The sequence below is a fragment of the Duodenibacillus massiliensis genome, from assembly GCF_928721995.1.
GTDB classification, from domain to species: domain Bacteria; phylum Pseudomonadota; class Gammaproteobacteria; order Burkholderiales; family Burkholderiaceae_F; genus Duodenibacillus; species Duodenibacillus massiliensis.
The window spans coordinates 1094587-1115731 of record NZ_OV788642.1; the positions used below are offsets into that span (position 1 = coordinate 1094587).

Consider the following 21145-nt stretch of genomic DNA (forward strand, 5'->3'; position numbering starts at 1 on the left):
TGCTTGAACAAGCAGGATCCCGCGCCCGCCTTCGGGCTTTACTCAATTCGATCAGAAAGGCCTTTTCAGGCCTACCGTTACCATGGCAATTGAAGATTATCTGACCATTGCACCGCACACCGACGATGTGATTGAAACCGATGCCGTTATTGTGGGCGCCGGTCCCGTCGGGCTTTTCCAGGTCTTTGAGCTGGGACTTCTTGAAATCAAGGCCCACGTTGTCGACTCGCTGAAAAATGTCGGCGGCCAGTGCATGGAGCTCTACCCCACCAAGCCCATTTACGACATCCCCGCGGTGCCGGTGTATTCCTCGTACGAACTCACCGAAAACCTCTTAAAGCAGATTCACCCCTTCGGCGCTCAGTTTCACCTCGGCGAAGAAGTGACGGTCGTTAAAAAACGCGAAGACGGGCGTTTTGACGTTGAAACCGACAAGGGGACACGGTTCCTCTGCAAGGTCGTCATTATCGCCGCGGGCGTGGGTTCCTTCCAGGCCCGGCCCTTGCGCGTTCCCGGCATTGAAAAGTTTGAAGGCACGCAGCTTCACTACCGTGTGCGCGACCCCGAACTCTTTAAGGGCAAAAATATCGTGATCTGCGGCGGGGGCGACTCTGCCCTTGACTGGACCCTCAACCTCGTGGGCAAGGCCGAGAGCGTCGTTCTCATTCACCGCCGCGACGGGTTCCGCGCGCAGACTGCGTCCGTTGCCAAGATGAAGGAACTCTGCGAAAACTGGGAAATGCAGTTTGAAGTGGGCCAGGTCACCGGTTTTGAAGAAAAAGACGGCCGCATGACTGAAATCCGCGTCACCGGCGCCGACGGCGTCACGCGCCGCATGCCGCTTGACCACCTCCTGGTCTTTTTCGGTCTTCAGCCCAAGATCGGCCCGATTGCCGATTGGGGACTTCAGCTTGAGCGCAAGCAGATCGTCGTTGACACCGAGAAGTTTGAAAGCTCAATTCCGGGCATTTTCGCCGTGGGTGACATCAACACCTATCCCGGCAAGAAAAAGCTCATTCTTTCGGGCTTTCATGAGTGTGCTTTGGCCGCCTTCGGCGCCTCGCACTACGTCTTCCCGGAAAAGAAGGTTTTCCTGCAGTACACGACCACAAGCCCGAAACTGCATAAGGTGCTGGGCGTGGAAACGCCGGATCTCGATGATTAATCCGGGACTCTGACACCGGCATCATCCGACGGACGCGAAACAGCCCATTTGTGTTGTTTCGCGTCTTTTTGGGTTTTGGCCACTGGAATTTTCCTCTATGCCTCACTTTTCACGCGCCGCCGTTTTCTCCAAGCCCGCAGGGCCCATGAGGCCCTATATTGAAGCGTTGATCAAGCTCATTTTGAAATCGGGCCTGGAGCCGCTTCTGGATAAGCAGACGGGGTCGTACTTTGCTGAGGGCGAGGCGCCTTGGCCGGTACTCTCTGACGAGGAGCTCGCCTCACGCGCTGACGTTGCCGTGGTTTTGGGCGGCGACGGCACAATGTTAAGCGCGGCGCGGCGCCTCTGGCCCCACGACATTCCCATCATCGGGATTAATGCCGGGCGCCTCGGCTTTATCACGGACATTGTGCTTGAGGACATGCCCCGGATTCTTCCGATGATGCTCGCAGGCCACTGTCAGACCGACCGGCGGCACCTTCTTTTCGGACGCATTTTCCGTGGCGGCGAAGAAATCTTTTCAAGCGTTGCCGTCAACGACATCGGCATCAGCCACGGCCGCGCCCTCGGCATGGTCGAATACACGGTTTACGTTGACGGCCAGCAGATGGCCGTGCAGCGCGCCGACGGCGTTTTGGTGAGTTCTTCCACGGGCAGCACCGCCTACGCGATGGCCGCGGGCGGCCCCATCATGCACCCGCATGTGCTTTCCATGCTTCTCGTGCCGATTGCCCCGCATACGCTTTCCAACCGCCCCGTGGTGCTTTCCTCCACCTCCGTCGTGGATATCGAAATCAACGAAACCCGCAGTGCGGTCGCCAGTTTCGATGCCCAGGTGCTCTTTGACGTCGCCGTGGGCGACATCGTGCGCGTGTCGGTGTCTCCGAACACCTTTACGATGCTGCATCCCATCGGCTACAACCACTTTGACCTTCTGCGCCGCAAACTCAAATGGAACTACCTGCCGCAGGCGGAAAAACCGATTCACGTGAAGGAAATCACCGGCCGGGAGCCTGACGCCGAGAACGATGACACTCCAAAAGCCGATCCGTTTCTGCCGTAACGCCGCCCGACGAGACACACACCATGCTCACACTCCTGTCACTGAAAGACTTTGTGATCGTCCGCACGCTCACGATTGAAGCCAAGGCGGGACTTACCTGCCTGACCGGTGAAACGGGCGCGGGCAAATCGATTCTCATTGATGCCCTGGAACTCGTTCTCGGGGCGCGAAGCGACACGGGCGTGATCCGTGAAGGAGCCGAGCGCACGGAGGTGACCGCGGAATTCAGCGCAACGCCCCGAGCCTCTGCCTGGCTTGAAGCCGCGGAACTCACAAGCGAAGACGGCGTACTACTTCTGCGCCGCACGGTGGACGTCAAGGGGCGTTCGCGCTGCTGGATCAACGGCACTCCGGTCACTGTGGCGCAGATGAAGGAACTGGGCGAGCGGCTCGTGGACATCCACGGGCAGCACGCGCATCAGTCGCTTTTAAAGCCCTCGCATCAGCTGCAGCTCGTGGACGGCTTTTCCAACGTCAAACCGCAGCTTCTGGCCGTCAAGGCCGCGTGGGACGCCTGGCAGAAGACGGCGCTCCTACTCAAACAAGCCACCGAAGACCGCGAGCGGCTGCAGGCCGAAAGCGAAAAACTGTCCTGGATGAATGAGATCCTCGCGGAACTCAATCCCCGGGAAGGCGAGTGGGATAAGGTAAGCGACGAACACTCGATGCTCTCCAACGCCGCCGACATTCTCACCAATGTCCGGGGAGCGCTTGAAAACCTCACGGACGGCTCGGACAGCGCTTGCGACCTTCTGACACGCGCCCACAATGAGCTTGTGAGTGCTTCAAAGTACGATGAAACCTATGCTGAATATGCCGAAAGCATTCAGCAGGCCTGCACCATCATTGATGACTGCTCGCGCGATATCGGCCGGCATCTGGATCACTGTGACTTAGACGAAGGCCGCTTTGAAGAAGTGGACGAACGGCTTAACGCCTACTGGCGGATCTCCCGAAAATTTCACCGGGCACCCGACGAACTCTTTACTCTCTGGGAAGAAACCAAAAAAAGGCTCTCGGAAATCGAAGAAAGCGCGGACCTGGACGGCCTGCGGCTTAAGGAAGCCGCCGACAAAAAGGTATTTCTCGCCAAGGCCGCGGAATTGACGGCTCTGAGAAAAGCCGGCGCCGCCAAACTTTCCAAGGCGGTCACCGCGGAAATGCAGACGCTTTCGATGGCGGGCGGCCGGCTTGAGGTCGCGCTGCCTGCGTGCGAACCCTGGGCCGGGGGCGTTGAGCGCTGTGAGTTTTTGGTAAGCGGCCACGCGGGCGCCACACCCCGCGCGCTCACCAAGGTCGCTTCGGGTGGCGAACTTGCCCGCATCTCGCTTGCGATTGCCGTCATTACCGCACAGATTACGCCCGTGCCGACCCTGATTTTTGACGAAGTCGACAGCGGTATCGGCGGGGCCGTTGCCGAAGTGGTAGGACGCCTTTTAAGACGCCTCGGAACCTCAAGGCAGGTGCTCTGCGTCACGCATCTGCCGCAGGTCGCTGCCTGCGGCAACAATCAGTGGAAGGTGATGAAGAAAACTGAGCACGGGGAGACCGTCTCGCACCTTACCGACCTCACGCCCGCAGAGCGCGTCGACGAGATCGCCCGTATGGCAGGCGGCACCGTCATCACCGAGGCCACCCGCAGTGCCGCAGCAGAAATGCTTGCGGCGGCTGAAAAGTAAGCTCTTTTCTATCCGACAAACTTCCGATTTTTGAAAATTTGTCGGATACAACCGACAAAAAGCGCTTTTCGAAAAGTTTGTCGGTTTTTTAAACCATACACCGCCCGCAACTGACTGCCAGAGTCCTGGGAATCTAAAAGAGATTTTTCCGTCCGTTTTCTGCGAAAAAAGCGGACCGCAAGGCCCGCCTTTTTCTTAACCGACAGAAACGCTTAGTCGTTTACGACCTTCACGCCCGGCATGATGCGGCTCGTGTCGCGGGCCGCCAGCGCCACATAGGCAGCGGCCTTCAGCGCAATCTCGCGGTAAATTTCCGCGGTCTTACTGTCGGGCTTGGCGACCACCGTGGGCATACCGCGGTCAGCGTCCTCTCGGATATCGGCTTCAAGCGGCAGCTGCCCTAAAACCGGCACGTTGTACTGCTTACTCATGCGTTCGGCGCCGCCCTTACCGAAGATGTGTTCCATGTGGCCGCATTCCGGGCAGACGTAAAGCGCCATGTTTTCAACAATCCCCAACACCGGGACGTTGACCTTCTCAAACATGCGCAGGCCCTTTTTGGCGTCAAGAAGCGCAATGTCCTGAGGCGTCGTAACGACGACGGCACCGGTCACAGGAACCGACTGGGAGAGCGTCAGCTGAATGTCACCGGTTCCCGGGGGCATGTCAATCACAAGGTAATCGAGGTCATGCCAGGCCGTCTGGTTCAAAAGCTGCGTGAGCGCCTGGGCAACCAAGGGACCGCGCCAGATCATGGGTTCGCCCGGATCGATCATGAAGCCCACGGAATTGATTTCAATACCGTAACTCACAATGGGTTCCATATTGACGCCGTCAAGGCTTTCAGGTTGCCCGCTTGCGGCAAGCATCGTGGGCTGGGAGGGCCCGTAAATGTCGGCGTCCAGCATGCCGACCTTAGCGCCTTCGGCTTTAAGCGCAAGGGCGAGGTTTGCGGCAACCGTGGACTTACCCACACCGCCCTTGCCGGAACTCACGGCAATGATGTTTTTGACGTTGGCGAGCGTCTTTAACGTGCGCTGCACGCGGTGCGCGATGATGTTGCCGGTCACCGTGACGCGGATTTTGTCTTCGGCAACGCCTGCGGCGGCCAAATTGTCCTTCACGAGCTTTTCAATCTTGGCGGCCGTTGACTTCACGGGGTAGCCCGGATTGACGGTCACACAGAGAAGGCCGTCTTTTTCTTCCACAGCCTTTACGGCCTTAAGTTCAGAAAAGGGCCGGCCGCACACGGGGTCGGCGACCGCCTCAAGAATCTTACGGAGTTCGTCGGGATGCATACCAAAAACCAGATCAGAAGAAACCGCGCCGCAAGGCACGGCTTCAGAGAAAACAATAGGAGCAGACGCTACAGCGCCTGCGGCATTAAAATGCATAGTTTAACGGCTTACGCCTGCACCCGCTTATACAGCGGCGGGCTACCAGCCGTACTTTCGTCTCATTAGCTTAAGTGATCATGACTGACAAGAAACGCCATCTTTTTGTGACGACCGCTCTGCCCTACGCAAACGGCCCCTTCCACATCGGCCACATCATGGAGTACATCCAGGCCGACATCTGGGTGCGTCATGAGCGAATGTGCGGCAATACGGTGCACTTTGTGGGGGCGGACGACGCCCACGGAGCTCCGATCATGATCGCCGCGCAGAAAAAAGGCGTGACGCCGCAGCAGTTCGTTGCGGAAATTGCCGCGGGCCGCAAAGAGTACCTCGACAACTTCTTCATTAAGTTTGATCACTGGCACTGCACCGACAGCCCCGAAAACACGGAATTAAGCCAGGACATCTACCGCAGACTCAAGGCCGCCGGCCTTATCTACACCAAGGACATCGAACAGTTCTACGACACCGAAAAAGGGATGTTCCTCGCCGACCGCTACATCAAGGGCACGTGTCCGAAGTGCGGCGCCAAGGACCAGTACGGTGACAGCTGCGAAGTCTGCGGATCGGTTTATTCGCCCACGGACCTTGTGGATCCGAAAAGTGCGCTTTCCGGCACCACCCCTGTGATCAAGTCCTCCACGCACTACTTCTTTAAGCTCTCCGACCCCCGTGCCGTTGAATTCCTGCGCGAGTGGACAACCGGCAACGGCGCTGACGGCAAGCCCCGTGTGCAGGCTGAGGTTCTTGCCAAGGACGAAGAGTGGCTCGGTACCGAATCAGGCCTTGCCGACTGGGATATTTCCCGCGACGCGCCTTACTTCGGCATTGAAATTCCGGACGCTCCGGGCAAGTACTTCTACGTCTGGCTTGACGCTCCGGTGGGGTATCTTGCAAGCTTTAAGGCCTACTGCAAGAAAGCCGGCCTTGACTTCACGCAGGAACTTGAGAACCCTGCGACCGAACAGATTCACTTCATCGGCAAGGACATCATTTACTTTCACACGCTCTTTTGGCCGGCGATGCTGCACTTTGCCGGCAAACCCTACCGTGTGCCGGACCACATCAACGTGCACGGCTTTGTGACCGTGGATGGCCGCAAGATGAGTAAGTCCCGCGGTACGGGGATCAGCCCCCTTGAATACATTCGTCTCGGCATGAACGCCGAGTGGCTGCGCTACTACCTCGCCGCCAAACTCACAAGCCGCGTCGAAGACGTGGACTTTACGAAGGCTGACTTTGCAACGCGCGTTAATTCCGAGCTGATCGGCAAGTACGTCAATATCGCAAGCCGCGCCGCTGGCTTTATCTTCTCGCGCTTTGAAGGCAAAGTCTCCGACGCCGCGATGGCAGACGACTTGCTTGTCAAAATCCGCGCCGCCGCCCCTGAAATCCTCGAAGACTTTGAAAACCGCGAATACGCCGCTGCGGTGCGCCGCGTGATGGAACTTGCCGACCGCGTCAACGAATTTGTGGACAGCGAAAAGCCCTGGGAACAGGCCAAGGATCCCGCCCAAGCCCCGGCCCTGCAGCGCACCGCCTCCATTGCCCTGGAAGCCTTCCGGCTGCTCACGCTCTACCTCAAGCCCATTCTTCCCGCGACCGCTGAGCGCGTGGAGAAGTTCCTTAACTGCGGGGAACTCACCTGGGCCGCAGTCGATACGCCGCTCACATCCGCGCATCCCATCTCGAAGTTTGAGCACCTCATGGGCCGCGTTGACATGAAAAAGCACCTCGATGCCCTCGTTCCGGGGGAAGCCAAAGTTGAAGAAAAGGCCGAAGCCGTGCTCCCGGGCGGTGAAGCCATTGCCGCTACCTGCTCGATTGATGACTTTGTGAAGACCGATCTGCGTGTTGCCAAGGTTGTCGAATGCACAACGGTTGAAGGCAGCGACAAGCTTTTGTGTCTGAAACTTGACGTGGGCGAAGGACGTCTGCGCCAGGTCTTTTCCGGCATTAAGGCCTTTTATAAGCCCGAAGACCTCGTGGGTAAGCTTGTTGTGATGATTGCCAACCTCGCACCCCGCAAGATGCGTTTCGGCGTGAGCGAAGGCATGGTGCTTGCAGCAAGCGACGCTTCTGACAAAAAGAGCGGCGTCTACCTCATTGAGCCCTTCCCCGGCGCCAAGCCCGGTATGCGGCTTCATTAAGACACAGATCCGTTAAGGACTTAAGCCCGAAGGTTTCAAAAAGCCTTCGGGCTTTTTTGCGGGCACTAAAAAACCGGACGTCCCGCAAAGAGAGCGTCCGGCGTTTTGATGCCGGGCCCGTGAAGGCCCGGTTATGTCTTTTGCGTTTAGACCATCAGGATGGCGCACGCGAGCACTGCAATCGTGCAGGGGATCGCCGTACGTTTGATGACTTCAACGGGGCTTACCATGGCGATACCGGAAACCAGAATCGTCACACCGGCAAGCGGAGACATCGTGCGGCCGAGAGCACCGGTCAGGAACGCCAGGGCGCCCAGACCGTGAATGCTCATACCGAATTCAGGCGCATGCGGCGTCACGGCTTCGTTAAAGGCAAGCGTTGCAGCGTCGCCGGAACCGGTGAGAACGCCCATGATCCACGGACCGAGAGCGCCGCCCCAGCGGGCGAATTCGTTGGAATGCTTCAGAGCGTCAACGCACACGTCGATAAGACCGGAAGCTCGCAGACCGGCGGCAAACACGCCTGCCGCGATGATGATGCCCATCACGTCGGCGTAGCCCTTACCCATACCGTTGAAGAACTCCTTGGAGAACTGCTGCGGATTGGACAGGGAAACCACAAGCGCGGCGATCGCGCCGATCAACATAGCCTGTGCCACACCCATCTTGATGGCGGGAACCCACATGTTGCCGACAACGAGGATCGTGATCGGAACAAGCATGACGAGAGCCTTGAGGGGGTTCGGTTTGAAGTCGCCCTTCTGAAGTTTGGATTCGTCAACCTGAGCGTTGGTGTCGCCCTTGTTGTCACGCAGCACGAGGCAGACAATCAGGACACCCACGGTGACGATCACACCGCACATCAGAGAATAGTAGGAATGGAAACCGATGAAGTCCATCACGTCCATGTTGGCCATCTTCGCCACGTACGGGTTGTGCGACGTACCGGGCGAGAGGTAGGAGCCGATGGTACCGGCCAAAACAGCGGCAGCGGCGGCAGCCGGTTTAATGCCGGCGCGCAACATCACGGGGATGAGCGTGGAACCGACGGCAGCGGCGCAGCCTGCGGCCGAGGGAATGGCAATGTTTACGAAGAACGTGATCACGGTGCAGACCGGAATCAGGAAGATACCGAGGCCGCGCACGGGGGCGGAGAGGTAATGCACGAGCGAGCGGTCGCACTGAGCGTAACTGGCGGTAAACGCAAAGCCCATCGAGCCGCAGATTGCCATCACGAGGGAATTATTCGTCATGGACTTTGCGAACTGATTCAGACCCATCATCGGGTCAAGGCTGATCACGCACAGAAACAGGCCGGCGGCAATCAGCGTAAGTCGCGTTTCAAAGCGCTTAATGAGCGCCCAAACCGTCACCAGAATGACTGCTATGGCAATCCAAGCGGTTAAGGTCATAGTTCCTCCGATAGTGTTTTCATTTTTTGCGTCAGAAACAAGCGAGGAAAACACCTGCTTCTGCCGGCCGAAAATCGTACGGAAGCTTATCCACGCGGGTCCCGGCCTGTTGTTTACCCTAAGTCGACACAGAAAATGTTGGGATAAGACCTAAGGTAAACATCCAACGCGAACCATTCTACACGGATTGAAACTTTTTATTACAGAGCCGATCCGAAAAAGAAAAACCCGTGTTGCTTTCTTGCGCCGACGCAGGAAAACCGCACGGGTTTGCACTGGGTCGGGACAAAACCCGCCCGAAAAAGGCTCTTTAGGCCGAGAAAGACGAGCCGCAGGAGCAGGTCGTCACGGCATTGGGATTGCGGATCACAAACTGAGAACCTTCAAGGTCGTCCTTGTAGTCGATTTCAGCGCCCACGAGGTACTGGAAAGACAGGGAATCAACGAGGAACGTCACACCGTCACGCACGATCTCGGTGTCGTCTTCACCGGGCTTTTCCTCAAACTGAAAACCGTACTGAAAGCCCTGACAGCCGCCGCCCTGCACAAAGACGCGCAGCATCATGCCGGCATTGCCGTCTTCAGCGAGGAGTTCCTTTACCTTGGCGACGCAGGCGTCGGTGAACTTGATGGGATCAGGCGCCGCTTCGGGGGCTGCGGGGGCCGTCTGCGCCCGGGTCTGGGTTGCGTTTTCAGACATAGTGTTTTGTCTCCACGGAGCCCGCGGACTTCAATGCCGGCAGGCCGAAAAATTTCAGGTGCGCAGATTATAAAGAGCCATAACCCTCATTTCCTTCGGGTTATTCCGCCTTAACGGGCCATCATAATGTCAGAAGGCTTCATGCCGCGGGGCACGAGCACCCAGGCATGCGCCCGGCTCTTTTGCCGCCCGGCCTGAGCGCCCGCAATATCCCCGAAGCCCCAGAAGTAGTCAAAGCGGATCACGCCGCGGATCGCGCCCCCGGTATCCTGCGCAATCACGGGGCGCGCAAAAGCCATCGCGGGATTGTCCTGCGTCACTTCCGTCACAAAGGGCACCCCCAGCTTCCAGTAGCGGCGGTCCACCGCCACAGACGCCCCGGGCGTGAGCGGCACGGCCTGAGCCCCCAGGGGGCCGTCCGCCTCGCCCATGCCGACACGTTCCTCAAAAAACACAAAGTTCGGATTGGTGTTTAAGAGTTCGCGCATGCGCTTTGGGTTTTCCCGCACCCAGCGGCGGATACGCTGCATGCTCATCTCGTCGCGGGTGAGCCCTGCGTTTTCGATAAGCCACCCTCCGATTGCGCGGTAAGGATGCCCGTTTTGATCGGCGTAGCCCACACGCATCCAGGTGCCGTCATCTAGAAGCACACGGCCTGACCCCTGAATCTGCAGAAAAAACGCATCCACCGGATCGTCCACCCAGCAAAGCACCGGGGCCTTCACGTCCTTTTTGGCAGTGATTTCTCTTCGCGTGTCGTAGGGTACAAGCCGGTTACCGACCACCTTCCCTTTAAGCCGCAGGCCCTTTAACTGCGGGTGCAGTGATGTGAGATCCACGGTGATGAGATCTTCGGGTACCCCGTAGAGCGGATAGCGGTAGGGGCCGTGCGCACGGCGGCTGCCCCGGAGCATCGGTTCGTAGTAGCCGGTCATAAGACCCGTGTCCGTGGGCGAAGCCGCCTTTTCGCGGGAAATCACCTCATAGGCCTCAAAATAGGTACTGAAAAAGCTCTCGGCCGTTTCGTCCGTTGCAAACTGTGCGTTTGCGCACGCTTTCGTCCAAAGACTCTCCTGCCCCATCACCGTGCAGGAGGCGCGGAAGGCCGTGAGCGCATTGGTCCAGTCCGCAGGCCGCACCGCAGGAAGCGCATTAAAGTCCGCCGGCATAAAGTACGCGGCTGCCGTTGTCACGACGTTTTCAGGCAACGCATTGCCGTCGGGCCCCAGAGGGCCCTTGGGCGCCGTGGAACACCCGGCAATGAAAAGCGCGGCGCACGCTGCGGCCGCAAAACCGATACGCTGTAGAAGAGCCTGCATAAACCTATTCTTCCAAAAACCGTTCCTGTACGTCACTTAAAAAACGCCGTCCGAGCTCGGTCGCAGCAATCCGGCCGATATCGTCCGTGAGAACCATTTCCTTTCGAAGTGCCGTAAGCGTCGCAGCAATGTCCGTCAAAGGTCGCCCCGTTGTCTGCGTCCACCGCAGCGCGGGGACGCCGTCGGTGAGCCTGAGCGCATTTAACATAAATTCGAAAGGCAGGTCTTCTCGTGCCACCGTACGACGCTCTTTTTCGGACCTCCCCTCAAGGACGCTTTGAATGTACAAAAGGGGATTACTTTCTCTGACGGTGCGGATCACTGCGCCCTCCCGCGTCACTTTGCCGTGTGCGCCCGCGCCTATGCCGAGATAGTCCCCGAACGTCCAGTACGTGAGATTGTGCCGGCATCGGCGCCCTGGTCTGGCGTACCCCGAAATCTCATAGTGCGAAAAGCCGGCGCCCGTGAGCGTCTCGTGCACGAGCTGCCCCATATCGGCGGCACGGTCTCCGTCGGGCAGCCCCGCGGGAGGTCTCTTTCCGAAAGCGGTTCCCTCTTCGATCGTGAGTTCGTAAAAACTCAGGTGCGTGGTGTTTTGCGAGAGCGCTGTCTCAAGATCCGCCTTGAGTTCATCGACGGTCTGCCCAGGCAGGGCAAACATCACGTCAAGATTGATATTTTCCACCACATCGCGCGCCGCTTTGACGGCGTGAAGAGCCTCTGCCCCCGTGTGAATGCGCCCGAGCTTTGCAAGATACGTGTCGTTAAAGCTCTGAATACCGATGGAGAAGCGGTTCACGCCCGCCTTGGCGTAGGCCTCAAAGCGCGCGGCTTCCACCGTACCGGGATTGGCTTCAAGCGTCACTTCCGCATCTGGCAGGAGCGTGACGCGGTTTCTGATTCCATCCATGAGAAGCGTAAAGCCCGCGGCCGACATCAGGCTTGGCGTGCCGCCCCCGAAAAAAACGGTGGCTACGGGCCGGCCGGCAAGGTCTTTTACCGCATGCGTGAGGTCCTTTAAAAGCGCATCAATGTACGCCCCTTCGGGGATCTTCCCCGCACAGGCAAAGGAATTAAAGTCACAGTACGGGCATTTGCGCACGCACCAGGGCCAGTGCACGTAAAGTGCCGCAGGCTCCTTTTCAACACCCGCGGCTACCATCCCCACCTGTCCGACAATTCTTCAAGCATGAGCCGCATGGCGCGCCCGCGGTGGCTTACGTCGTTTTTCTCCTCGGCCGTAAGTTCCGCAGCCGTGCGCCCGAAGTCAGGAAGGTAAAAATACGGGTCGTAGCCGAAGCCCCCGGTGCCTTTCGGCGTATCAATAATTTCCCCGTCCCAGCGTGCGTCAACGATCACCGGTTCCGGGTCATCCGCGTTTTTAACCGCCACAAGCACGCAGGTGTAGTGCGCGCGGCGGTCGGTCTTTCCTGCCAGCGCGGCAACAAGCTTACGGTTGTTGGCGGTGTCGTCCGCAGCATCCCCGGCATAACGGGCACTGTGTACGCCCGGCGCACCGTTAAGTGCCTCCGCGGTGATGCCGGAGTCGTCCGCCATGGCCGGAAGACCCGTCTGGCGCGCCGCATTGCGGGCCTTGGCAAGCGCATTTTCCACAAACGTATTAAAGGGCTCTTCGGCTGCCTTGACGCCAAGCTCGGCCTGAGAGAGCACCTTAATGCTTCTGTGACCGAAAAGGGCGTTAAATTCACGCAGTTTTCCTTTGTTGCCGGACGCAAGTACAAGTTCATTCATCGCTGCTGCTCCTTACGCTTTGGCAAGCGCCTCAGTCTGTTTGGCCATAATCTCGCGGCAGCCTTTTTCCGCGAGGTCCAGAAGACTATTTAATTCCGTGCGGGTAAAGGGCATGCCTTCAGCCGTGCCCTGGATTTCCACGAATCCGCCGCCTGAGGTCATGATCACATTCATGTCGGTGCCGCTGGTGCTGTCTTCAACATAGTCAAAGTCAAGCACAGGCATGCCGTTACTGATTCCGACACTGACCGCCGCAACCTGCTCGCGGATGGGATTTTCCTTGATAAGGCCCGCCTTCAGCATGCCGTTAACGGCATCAGCCAACGCCACGTAGGCTCCTGAAATCGAGGCGCAGCGCGTGCCGCCGTCGGCCTGAATCACGTCGCAGTCCACGGTGACCGTGAAGTCGCCCAACTTTTTACGGTCAACGATGCCTCTGAGGCTGCGGCCGATTAAGCGCTGAATCTCCATCGTGCGGCCGCTTTGCTTACCCTTGGCAGCCTCGCGGTCCGTACGGGTGGCGGTCGATCGCGGCAGAAGCGAATATTCCGCCGTCACCCAGCCTTCGCCGCTGTCCTTCATAAAGCGCGGCACGCCCGGCGTTACCGTGGCGTTACAAAGCACTTTGGTGCGGCCTACACTCACCAGCACACTCCCCTCGGCGTAACAGGTGTAATGACGTTCAAAGGAAAGCGGGCGCATTTCATCGGCGCGCCGACCGTCATGACGAGACGACATTGATTTCTCCGGTTGGAAGTGCCGCTCATGCTAACACGCCCGCAAAACGATGCCTTCACCCGTGCCGCCGGCCTTACAATTCGCGGCAATTTCCAATACTTTTCCGAAAGGACAACCATGCCCGGCATTCGTTCCATGACCGGTTACGCCATCGCGCAGGGACCCTGCGCGCTCGGACACGTAACCGTTGAACTCAGAAGCGTTAATTCCCGCTTTCTCGATCTGCAGGTGCGCTTTCCCGATGAACTGCGCCCGGCGGAACAGGCCGTAAGAACGCTTGTAACGCAGTCTGTCGCCCGCGGCAAGTTTGAGGTACGCGCAAACCTCACCGCAGAACTCACCGAAAACGGCAGTTCTGTGTCGGCCGAGGCCCTGACTCTCATTAAAAAGCTGCAGCAGTCGGTTGTTGAGATTCTGCCTGAAGCGCGCCCCATGTCAGTGGCGGAAATCCTTGCCTACCCCGGCGTGGTGAAAACCGAAGCCGTTGATAACGAGGCGTTAAGTAAAGCCGTTGCGGGGCTTGTGGCCGAGGCGCTGAAAGCCTTCAGTGCAACCTGCGAGCGCGAAGGTGCGGCCCTGTCCGTGGTCCTCACGGGCTACTGCGACAAGATTGATGCAATCGCCGAGGGCGTGCGCGTCAAAATGCCTGAGATTGTCGCGGCTCTGAAAACGAAGCTCACCGAGCGCCTCGAGGAAGCCCTTGCCGGGCCCGTAGCCGCCAAGTCTGCGCTTACCCGCGAAGAAGCCGGTGAGCGTATCCGCCAGGAAGTGACGCTTTACGCGCTTAAAGTCGACGTGGACGAAGAAATCAACCGGTTAAAGACCCATACCGCCGAAGTGCGCCGGGTCCTTCAGGCGGGGGGCGCCGTCGGCAAACGCCTGGATTTTCTGATGCAGGAAATGAACCGCGAAGCCAATACCCTGGGCTCAAAGGCCGCCACGATTGAAATGACCGACGCCAGCGTCAACCTCAAGCTTTTGATTGAACAGATGCGCGAGCAGATTCAGAATCTGCAGTAACTCGGCCAAAGGCCCGGCAGGCGCGAGCACTTACCCCTTGATGCGGAACTGCTCGAGAAACGCTGCCCGGGCTTTTTCATGCTCTTTGATTTTGGCGTCGATATGCGCCTGCAGGTCGGCTGCCGCCTTTTCATCGGCCTCTTTGCGCTTTTGCCGTTCAATGACGAGCTTGTCTTCCCAGAAGTCAAGCGTCATCCAGTAAAAGTTAAGCGCGGTGCGCGCCACCATCAGGAAGGTCTTTTCATCAGTCACGAAAGGAAACCGTCTTGCCAGGCGGATCGTGCCGAACTGCCCGATCATCACCATGGCGCGGACAATGGCCTCCCAGTCACTCTGCTTATGGGGATCGAGCCTCAAGGCCTCACAAGCCTTTTCAAAATTCTCAACGTCCTTTAGACCCCGGGCAATATAGTCAGCACAGTACTTACAGGCCATTTCCTTCTCCTTGCGGCGTGGTACGGCCCATGGGTGCCGTGAGTTCAAAGGCAGGGCGCACGGTTTCCAGAAGGTGACTCTTCGCCTCGGTAAGTGCCCCCGTGACATAAATGGGTGCAAAGGGCGCAGCCTGCGTGATGCGCACCAGACCTTCTTTCGCAAGTTCCAGAAGCGCGAGGTAATTGACGATGGCCACATCCATCCCCGCGTCTTCTTCAAAGAGCTCATGAAATTCCATGAAGGCGTGCGCGGCTAGTTTTTTGAGAATGGCGCTCATGAACTCCCGCACCGAAAGTTCCTGCCGCTGCACGGTGTGGCTTACCTTAAGTTTGGCCCGCGCCAGAACCCCGGCCCAGGCTGCGGCAAGATCGTCGGGCGAAACCTGCGGCAGGAGCTGAAACTGCTCCTGCTCGATTTTCACAAAAGCCCGCAGAAAGTCGCGACCGCACCGCGGCATTGCCTCCAGGTCCTGCGCCGCAAGTTTCATCTTTTCGTATTCGATGATCCGCCGGGCAAGCTCGGCCTGCGGGTCCTCCACCTCTTCGCCCGTGTCAATGCGCGTCACAGGCAGCAGCAGCTGGCTTTTGATGTGCATGAGGTTGGCGGCCATCACAAGGTAGTCGGCGGCCAGTTCCAGGTTACTCTTGCGGATGAGTTCAACGTAGGCCATGTACTGCTCGGTCAAAAGCGCCATGGGAATGTCCATCACGTCAAACTTCTGCTTGCGGATCAAGTAAAGCAGGAGGTCAAGCGGCCCTTCAAAGCTTTCCAAAAACACTTCGAGCGCGTCGGGCGGGATGTAAAGCCCCTCGGGCACGGAAAAAAGCGGCTCACCGTACAGATGCGCCAACGCCCCGTCCATCCCTTCGCCGGGCGTGCGGAACATCTGATCAATTGTGTCGGGCGCGAGTGTTTTCACGGTTGAGAAACGATTTTTTGAGAAAGGCGCGTAAAGCACTCGGGATTTTAGCGGCAGGCAATCCCGCTGTCCTTCCCTTAACCTCGAGCGTCCACGTCTTAGCCTTCCAACGCAACCCTGTTTTGTTTGATTTTCCCTCAACGCTGTGCAAGCCCCGTTTAGCACTCTTAAACCGCGGCTGACCGCCCTGATGAAACAGCCAGCGCTCAATGCCCTGCCAGACACGTGTGGCAATTTTCTGCGCTTCGTTGATGCCGATGCGCTTTGTAAAGCCGCCCTTGGCACGGTGCTCTTTCACGACATCATGCAGGGCATACTCGGAAAGGCGGGCGGACTTCTGAATTTCCTTAAACCGCTTGTTGCGGTCTTTGCCCTTGGGCATCGCGGCCGTGAGCTTTCATGCTTCAGTGCTTTTCATGGCGCGCACGCGTTTCTTTGCCGTTCCAAGAACAGCATTGAAGCGCTGGCATGCATCGGAGAAGTAGGTCTCCAGCGCACTTTCCTGATCCTCTCCGGTTTTCAGGCCCAGCTCGATGACAAAGGACCGTGTGCGCGATTTCATAGCGGCTGAATATACCTTAAGCGAAAACTATGTGCATGGGTTGGCTGCGTTTGCTCCAAGATTAAAAAATTTCGAAAGCCCGCATTCCTCCCGGGGCTCAAGCCCCGGGAGGAATGCGAGAAATTCTGTGACGGCCGACGGGTATGCCGAAATCGACTGTCCCAACCGGGAAAGAGCAGCAGCAATGGCCTGGCTTTGCGCCTCTGAAACTGCCGCAAAAGAAACACACCCGGACGGCGGGTACCGTACGGCAGGCAGTTGACTGAGGCACAACAACTCCCGCAAAAGAAAAACGGCAGAGCCGCCGTCCTTTTGCAAGGGGCGTACTCTGCCGCTTTCCGTCTCTGCGCCCGCAGGCGCAAGGACGGTCCGGTTTTTATTCAAACACGAACTTCGGATCCGTGGGCTGCCACATGGCTTCGCGCACAGCCTTATCAAGGTCAGCGGGACGCTCAACCTGGGCAAGACCGTTCTTGAAGCAGTAGTCAGCCACCGCCACGGCAATATGTGCCGAGAGCTCACGCACCTGCGAGAGCGGCGGATAGAGGCTGCCGTTGGCGAGATCGCTTTCGCTCACGAGGTTTGCAAGGGTCTTTGCGGCCGTGAGGAAGATCTGGTTCGGAATGGTCTTTGCGCGCACAAAGATGCAGCCGAAGCCGATGCCCGGGAACACGTAGCTGTTGTTGCCCTGACGCGGCACGAAGGTCTTGTTGCCGACGGCAACCGGCGCAAAGGGCGAGCCGCAGGCAAAGAGGCACTTGCCCTCAGACCACGTGTAGGCCTGCTTGGCGGTACATTCGGCCTTGGAGGTGGGGTTGGAAAGCGCAAAGATCATGGGCCGAGCGTTCACTTCACACATCGCCTTCACAACGTCTTCGGTGAAGGCGCCGCCCTGGGCGCTCACGCCGATGATGCAGGTGGGCTTAAGCTGGCGGATAGCCTGGGCAAAGTCCGTCGTGTTTTCGTAGGCCTGAGCAAACGGCACCTTGTTCGGGGCAAGCTTGTCGCCGCGCGTGCTGGAAACAAGGCCCTTGGAATCAAAGAGCGCAATACGCTTTAAGGCCTCATTGCGGTCAATGCCGTCTTCGGCCATGGCGTCGGCGATCAGATGCGCGATACCGGTGGCGGCAGCGCCTGCGCCGAGGAAGAGAATGCGCTGATCGGAAAGCTTCTGCTTTAAGGCACGAACGGCGGTGTAAAGACCGGTCACCACAACGGCGGCCGTACCCTGAATATCGTCGTTAAAGCACGTCACGCGGTCGCGCCAGGCATCAAGCAGCGCAAAGGCGTTGGTGTTCTGGAAGTCTTCAAACTGAATCAGCACGTTGGGCCAGCGTTCGCGCACGGCGGTGATGAATTCCTCAACGAGCGCCATGTATTCGGGACCGGTAACACGGTGCTGACGCAGCCCCATGTACAGCGGATCCTTCAAAAACTCTTCGTTGTTGGTGCCGACGTCGAGGGTCACCGGAAGCGCACGCTGCGGATTGACGCCCGCGCAGGCCGTGTAAAGGGCGAGCTTACCGACGGGGATCCCCATGCCGTTCACACCGAGGTCTCCCAAGCCCAGAATACGCTGGCCGTCGGTCACGACGATGATGTCAACGTCATGGTTGGGGACGTTGGCGACGAGTTCGCGCACGCGGCCGCGGTCTTCGCTTGAAATGTAGAGGCCGCGGGCATAACGGAAGATGTGGCTGAACTTCTGGCACGCTTCACCGACCGTGGGGGTGTAAATGAGCGGCATGTACTCTTCAACGTTTTCCATCACAAGCTGGAAGTACAGGGCTTCGTCGCTTGCGTGCACGCTCTCAAGCGTGAGGTACTTGTTGATGGGCGCAGCTTCGCTGTCGATCACTTCCTTTAAGCGGCTCACCTGATCGGCAAAGGTTGAAACGCGCGGAGGCAGAAGGCCTCTGAGTCCCAGACGGTCACGTTCTTCTTCGGTAAACACCGAACCGCGGTTAAGCCACGGGTTGCGCAAAACGGCAACACCGCGGGGCTGATTTCCCTGATTTGTCGTCATAAAAAGTTCTTTTCAAACAGTGGGGAGTATCCGAGGTCTGAGCCCGCGCCCACTCCCTGCGGACATGGGGCTCAGCAAAAAAGTAAGGGGATTTTATCGCCCGGAGCTTGCTGTACTCTGAGCGATAACTGCGGACTAACCCGTCCTATAGCACTTCTAATTTCATTTCCGCCCGGATCTGGGCTTTGCGGTGAGCGCCTTTAAGCGTTCACCGGCAAGCTTTGCCGCTTCCGTATCCGGATAGTCCTTCTGCACGCCCTTGAGCGTTTCGGTGGCTTCCTTTTTCTTGCCGAGGTTCACAAGTGCCGCGGCAAGCGAGAGTTTCGCCTCAGGAATGCGCGCGTCCTGCGGGAAAGCGGCGATCAGGCGCTTCTGTACTTCAACGGCATCCGTAAACTGTCCCTGCGCAAACATGGCGTTACCGAGCCAGTAAAGGGCGGCGGGCATGTAACCGGTCTTGGGGTAGTCGTCAATGAGCCCTTCAAGAATCTTATGACTCTGCGCGTAGGAGCCGTCGGAAAAAAGCTGCAGCGCCAGGTCATAACGGCGGCGCTCTTCCGGGGTTACCGTGATACTTTTGCCGTCGACGCTTTCCAGCTGCGACTCAAAGGCGGCGGTGCGCTTATCGAGGTTGCCGAAAAGGTCCCTCACGGACTTTTGCTGCTGCGCGAGGTCATTGGTGAGCTTTTCAACGCGCCCGGTGAGTTCCGCATTCTGGCTTCTGAGCATCTCAATCTCACGCACGAGCTGCATCTGGGCGTTTTGCATGGTCTGCGCCTTTTCCCGCAGCTCCAGAATCGCCTTACGGGCTTCATCGTCGCCAAAAAGAGCAAATGACGGGGTTGAGAGGCCGGTCAAAACCGCGCCCAGGAAAGCGGCGGTGAGAAATTTCTGCTTTATCTGCATGACAAATGTCCGGTTAACGGTAGATCACGTCGGCGCGGCGGTTCTTGGCCCACGCTTCTTCGTTTTCACCGAGATCCACGGGCTTTTCGCGGCCGAAACTCACGGCTTCAATCCGCGAAGACGGAACGCCCAGAAGCTGCAGGCGCTGTTTGACCGCCTCACTGCGCTTCTGGCCCAACGCGAGGTTGTACTCGCGGCTGCCGCGGCTGTCGGTGTTGCCCTCAATCGTGACGTTCTGGCTCGGGTTGGCGATAAGACGCCGGGCATTGCGTTCAATCACGGGGAGGTACTTGTCTTCGACGCTGTAGCTGTCAAAGGCAAAGTAAACGGAGTGCTCGGATGTGGCGCGGGTGCTTTCGGCATCGGCTGCATTGGCCTTGGCGTTGGCTTCGGCCTGAGTCGTGCCTTCCTTCAGAGACTCGTCGAGCTCAACGGTGGAGCAGCCGGTGAGCAGTAAAAGCGCGGCAGCCGCTGCGGCTGAAATTGTCTTAGCGATACGATTCACGATAATGCGTCCTTTTGCGGTTGGTTTGATGCGGGCTAAGCCGCCTGCTCAATTTTCTGATTTTACAAAATTCTTATTAATCAACGATCAGAGGGCCCCAGGTGGGCTCACGGATGTCGCCCGCGGGGCCCGTAAGCCACGCGTGCACGGCGCCGTCGGTGCTCACCGTTGCCAAAACGCCGCGTTTGGCGCGCTCCGTGGCGTAAACGATCATCTGACCGTTGGGCGAAAAACACGGGCTTTCATCGGCTGCGTTATTGGTGAGGATCATTTCCTGGCCGCTTGCCAGATCCATGGCGGTCACGCGGAACCGGCCCGCCACACGGGTGACGTAAGTAAGCACCGTCCCATCGGGATTTAAGGCGGGGCTTACCGCGTAATCAGCACCGAACGTGACCCGCTCAGCCGGCGTGCCGCCCTCCAAGGCCTGGCGGTAGATCTGCGCCGAGCCACCGCGGTCACTCGTAAAGTAAATGTACTTGCCGTCCGGAGAAAACACCGGTTCCGTGTCAATCGCGTAGGAGTGCGAGAAACGGCTCACGCCGGTGCCGTCGGTGTTGATCATGAAAATCTGCGTAAAGCCGTCGCGCGAAAGCGCAAGCGCCACCTTCTTGCCGTCGGGGCTGAAGGCCGGGGCCGAATTGTTGCCCCGGAAGTTCGCAAGCACCCTTCTGCGGCCGGTGGCAACCGTATGGATGTAGACAACGGGCTTTTGCGCTTCAAAGGAGACGTACGCGAGCTGCTTGCCGTCAGGGCTCCACGCCGGAGAAATGATGGGCTCGCGGCTTTTCAGCGCCGGCAGGGCGTTGGCGCCGTCGCTGTCGGCGACAATGAGTTCAAAACTCTTTTTACTGTACTCAGCCACGTACGCCAGGCGCGAGGCAAAAAGGGCCCCGAGCCCGGTGAGCTTTGTGTAGATCCGGTCGGCAATGCGGTGCGCGGTCATTCTGAGCTGCCGGTTGTCGGTAATCCACTGCCCGCGGTCGACTTCGGCGTTTTGCACCGTGTCAAAAAGCCGGTAACGGATGTCCCAGGTGCCGTCAGCAAGTCGGATGATGCTGCCCGTGGCGAGCATGGCGGCTTCCTTACCCCGCCAGAACTCCAGGTTCGGGCGCACGCTTTCTTCAAGCGTGGCTTCTGCTTCACCCACAATAATCCGGAAGGCGCCCGTGCGGCTTAAGTCAGCCGCCACCACGCGCATCGGATCGATTCCGGTTTCCGCCGCCCCGTTCATGGGTGCATAAGCCAGAGGAATCTGATTGGCGCCGACGCCCGTGATTTCAATGCGCAGCTGGGCGTTTACCGCGGCAGCGGGCCCTAAAAGTGCGGCCGATGCGGCTGCCGAAAGAAGACTGCGGCGCTCCAAGCGAAAAGTCATATCCGTCCTTTTTTGCTAC

The 21145-nt window shown here is 58.4% G+C and carries 19 protein-coding genes and 1 pseudogene; 5 read left to right on the forward strand and 15 right to left on the reverse strand.

What is annotated here, in order from left to right; genetic code table 11:
• Positions 1-82: 82 nt before the first annotated feature.
• From NXF97_RS04965 to recN, 3 genes are all read left to right on the forward strand, one after another.
• Positions 83-1165 carry an NAD(P)/FAD-dependent oxidoreductase gene (locus NXF97_RS04965; RefSeq protein ID WP_022372879.1) on the forward strand — a complete coding sequence of 361 codons (1083 nt, stop codon included), beginning with the start codon at positions 83-85 and terminating at the stop codon, positions 1163-1165.
• 97 nt (positions 1166-1262) lie between these two features.
• Entirely contained in the window at positions 1263-2228 is a 966-nt protein-coding gene (locus NXF97_RS04970) for an NAD(+)/NADH kinase (RefSeq protein WP_022372880.1), read from the forward strand.
• Positions 2229-2251: 23 nt separating this feature from the next.
• Complete coding sequence (gene recN / locus NXF97_RS04975) at positions 2252-3907, forward strand: DNA repair protein RecN (RefSeq protein WP_274956664.1); 1656 nt, start codon at positions 2252-2254, stop codon at positions 3905-3907.
• Positions 3908-4119: 212 nt separating this feature from the next.
• Here the strand turns inward: recN and apbC are convergent, their stop codons facing one another.
• Positions 4120-5205, reverse strand: a complete 1086-nt coding sequence (gene apbC, locus NXF97_RS04980; protein ID WP_022372882.1) for an iron-sulfur cluster carrier protein ApbC — start codon at positions 5203-5205, stop codon at positions 4120-4122.
• A gap of 176 nt (positions 5206-5381) precedes the next feature.
• Between apbC and metG the strand changes: the two genes are divergently transcribed.
• Positions 5382-7454 carry a methionine--tRNA ligase gene (gene metG, locus NXF97_RS04985; protein ID WP_274956665.1) on the forward strand — a complete coding sequence of 691 codons (2073 nt, stop codon included), beginning with the start codon at positions 5382-5384 and terminating at the stop codon, positions 7452-7454.
• A 146-nt stretch (positions 7455-7600) separates the two neighbouring features.
• Here metG and dcuC read toward each other — a convergent pair whose 3' ends face one another.
• The 6 genes from dcuC to rph form a co-directional block, all read right to left on the reverse strand.
• On the reverse strand, positions 7601-8866 hold the full coding sequence (dcuC, locus tag NXF97_RS04990) for a C4-dicarboxylate transporter DcuC (RefSeq protein WP_274956666.1): 1266 nt from the start codon (positions 8864-8866) through the stop codon (positions 7601-7603).
• Positions 8867-9176: 310 nt separating this feature from the next.
• Positions 9177-9566: an iron-sulfur cluster insertion protein ErpA gene (gene erpA, locus NXF97_RS04995; RefSeq protein ID WP_274956667.1), complete on the reverse strand. Its 390-nt coding sequence runs from the start codon at positions 9564-9566 to the stop codon at positions 9177-9179.
• A gap of 110 nt (positions 9567-9676) precedes the next feature.
• Complete coding sequence (locus NXF97_RS05000) at positions 9677-10885, reverse strand: murein transglycosylase A (protein WP_274956668.1); 1209 nt, start codon at positions 10883-10885, stop codon at positions 9677-9679.
• 4 nt (positions 10886-10889) lie between these two features.
• The gene (hemW, locus tag NXF97_RS05005; RefSeq protein ID WP_274956669.1) at positions 10890-12047 is read right to left on the reverse strand and encodes a radical SAM family heme chaperone HemW; all 1158 of its coding nucleotides are present in this window, start codon (positions 12045-12047) and stop codon (positions 10890-10892) included.
• On the reverse strand, positions 12041-12637 hold the full coding sequence (gene rdgB, locus NXF97_RS05010) for an RdgB/HAM1 family non-canonical purine NTP pyrophosphatase (RefSeq protein ID WP_022372888.1): 597 nt from the start codon (positions 12635-12637) through the stop codon (positions 12041-12043). The genes hemW and rdgB overlap by 7 nt, the downstream gene beginning before the upstream one ends.
• A gap of 12 nt (positions 12638-12649) precedes the next feature.
• The gene (gene rph / locus NXF97_RS05015) at positions 12650-13375 is read right to left on the reverse strand and encodes a ribonuclease PH (RefSeq protein WP_274956670.1); all 726 of its coding nucleotides are present in this window, start codon (positions 13373-13375) and stop codon (positions 12650-12652) included.
• A 117-nt stretch (positions 13376-13492) separates the two neighbouring features.
• On the opposite strand from rph, the gene NXF97_RS05020 reads away from it, so the two are divergent.
• Positions 13493-14395, forward strand: a complete 903-nt coding sequence (locus NXF97_RS05020) for a YicC/YloC family endoribonuclease (RefSeq protein WP_274956671.1) — start codon at positions 13493-13495, stop codon at positions 14393-14395.
• Positions 14396-14425: 30 nt separating this feature from the next.
• Here the strand turns inward: NXF97_RS05020 and NXF97_RS05025 are convergent, their stop codons facing one another.
• The 8 genes and pseudogenes from NXF97_RS05025 to tolB form a co-directional block, all read right to left on the reverse strand.
• Positions 14426-14830 (reverse strand): hypothetical protein, encoded by a 405-nt coding sequence (locus NXF97_RS05025; RefSeq protein WP_022372891.1) that lies wholly within the window; start codon positions 14828-14830, stop codon positions 14426-14428.
• 103 nt (positions 14831-14933) lie between these two features.
• A pseudogene (locus tag NXF97_RS05030) lies at positions 14934-15716 on the reverse strand (segregation and condensation protein A); the annotation flags it as partial.
• Between the two features lie 4 nt (positions 15717-15720).
• Positions 15721-16131: a hypothetical protein gene (locus NXF97_RS05035; RefSeq protein ID WP_274956672.1), complete on the reverse strand. Its 411-nt coding sequence runs from the start codon at positions 16129-16131 to the stop codon at positions 15721-15723.
• Positions 16132-16146: 15 nt separating this feature from the next.
• Positions 16147-16311 carry a hypothetical protein gene (locus NXF97_RS05040; RefSeq protein ID WP_274956673.1) on the reverse strand — a complete coding sequence of 55 codons (165 nt, stop codon included), beginning with the start codon at positions 16309-16311 and terminating at the stop codon, positions 16147-16149.
• Between the two features lie 376 nt (positions 16312-16687).
• Positions 16688-18337 carry an NAD-dependent malic enzyme gene (locus tag NXF97_RS05045; RefSeq protein ID WP_022372893.1) on the reverse strand — a complete coding sequence of 550 codons (1650 nt, stop codon included), beginning with the start codon at positions 18335-18337 and terminating at the stop codon, positions 16688-16690.
• A 162-nt stretch (positions 18338-18499) separates the two neighbouring features.
• Positions 18500-19243 carry a tol-pal system protein YbgF gene (gene ybgF / locus NXF97_RS05050; RefSeq protein ID WP_274956674.1) on the reverse strand — a complete coding sequence of 248 codons (744 nt, stop codon included), beginning with the start codon at positions 19241-19243 and terminating at the stop codon, positions 18500-18502.
• A 13-nt stretch (positions 19244-19256) separates the two neighbouring features.
• Positions 19257-19748 carry a peptidoglycan-associated lipoprotein Pal gene (pal, locus tag NXF97_RS05055; RefSeq protein WP_274956675.1) on the reverse strand — a complete coding sequence of 164 codons (492 nt, stop codon included), beginning with the start codon at positions 19746-19748 and terminating at the stop codon, positions 19257-19259.
• 76 nt (positions 19749-19824) lie between these two features.
• Positions 19825-21126, reverse strand: coding sequence for a Tol-Pal system beta propeller repeat protein TolB (gene tolB, locus NXF97_RS05060; protein ID WP_022372895.1), 1302 nt, complete (start codon positions 21124-21126; stop codon positions 19825-19827).
• Positions 21127-21145 lie beyond the last annotated feature (19 nt).

Coding starts and splice junctions, on each gene's coding strand:
- dcuC (WP_274956666.1), bottom strand. CDS start 8,866: ATGACCTTAACCGCTTGGATTGCCATAGCAGTCATTCTGGTGACGGTT.
- tolB (WP_022372895.1), bottom strand. CDS start 21,126: ATGACTTTTCGCTTGGAGCGCCGCAGTCTTCTTTCGGCAGCCGCATCG.
- NXF97_RS05025 (WP_022372891.1), bottom strand. CDS start 14,830: ATGGCCTGTAAGTACTGTGCTGACTATATTGCCCGGGGTCTAAAGGAC.
- NXF97_RS05035 (WP_274956672.1), bottom strand. CDS start 16,131: ATGCCCAAGGGCAAAGACCGCAACAAGCGGTTTAAGGAAATTCAGAAG.
- NXF97_RS05045 (WP_022372893.1), bottom strand. CDS start 18,337: ATGACGACAAATCAGGGAAATCAGCCCCGCGGTGTTGCCGTTTTGCGC.
- NXF97_RS05020 (WP_274956671.1), top strand. CDS start 13,493: ATGCCCGGCATTCGTTCCATGACCGGTTACGCCATCGCGCAGGGACCC.
- erpA (WP_274956667.1), bottom strand. CDS start 9,566: ATGTCTGAAAACGCAACCCAGACCCGGGCGCAGACGGCCCCCGCAGCC.
- hemW (WP_274956669.1), bottom strand. CDS start 12,047: ATGGTAGCCGCGGGTGTTGAAAAGGAGCCTGCGGCACTTTACGTGCAC.
- NXF97_RS05000 (WP_274956668.1), bottom strand. CDS start 10,885: ATGCAGGCTCTTCTACAGCGTATCGGTTTTGCGGCCGCAGCGTGCGCC.
- NXF97_RS04970 (WP_022372880.1), top strand. CDS start 1,263: ATGCCTCACTTTTCACGCGCCGCCGTTTTCTCCAAGCCCGCAGGGCCC.
- apbC (WP_022372882.1), bottom strand. CDS start 5,205: ATGCATCCCGACGAACTCCGTAAGATTCTTGAGGCGGTCGCCGACCCC.
- NXF97_RS04965 (WP_022372879.1), top strand. CDS start 83: ATGGCAATTGAAGATTATCTGACCATTGCACCGCACACCGACGATGTG.
- metG (WP_274956665.1), top strand. CDS start 5,382: ATGACTGACAAGAAACGCCATCTTTTTGTGACGACCGCTCTGCCCTAC.
- ybgF (WP_274956674.1), bottom strand. CDS start 19,243: ATGCAGATAAAGCAGAAATTTCTCACCGCCGCTTTCCTGGGCGCGGTT.
- rdgB (WP_022372888.1), bottom strand. CDS start 12,637: ATGAATGAACTTGTACTTGCGTCCGGCAACAAAGGAAAACTGCGTGAA.
- recN (WP_274956664.1), top strand. CDS start 2,252: ATGCTCACACTCCTGTCACTGAAAGACTTTGTGATCGTCCGCACGCTC.
- NXF97_RS05040 (WP_274956673.1), bottom strand. CDS start 16,311: ATGAAATCGCGCACACGGTCCTTTGTCATCGAGCTGGGCCTGAAAACC.
- rph (WP_274956670.1), bottom strand. CDS start 13,375: ATGTCGTCTCGTCATGACGGTCGGCGCGCCGATGAAATGCGCCCGCTT.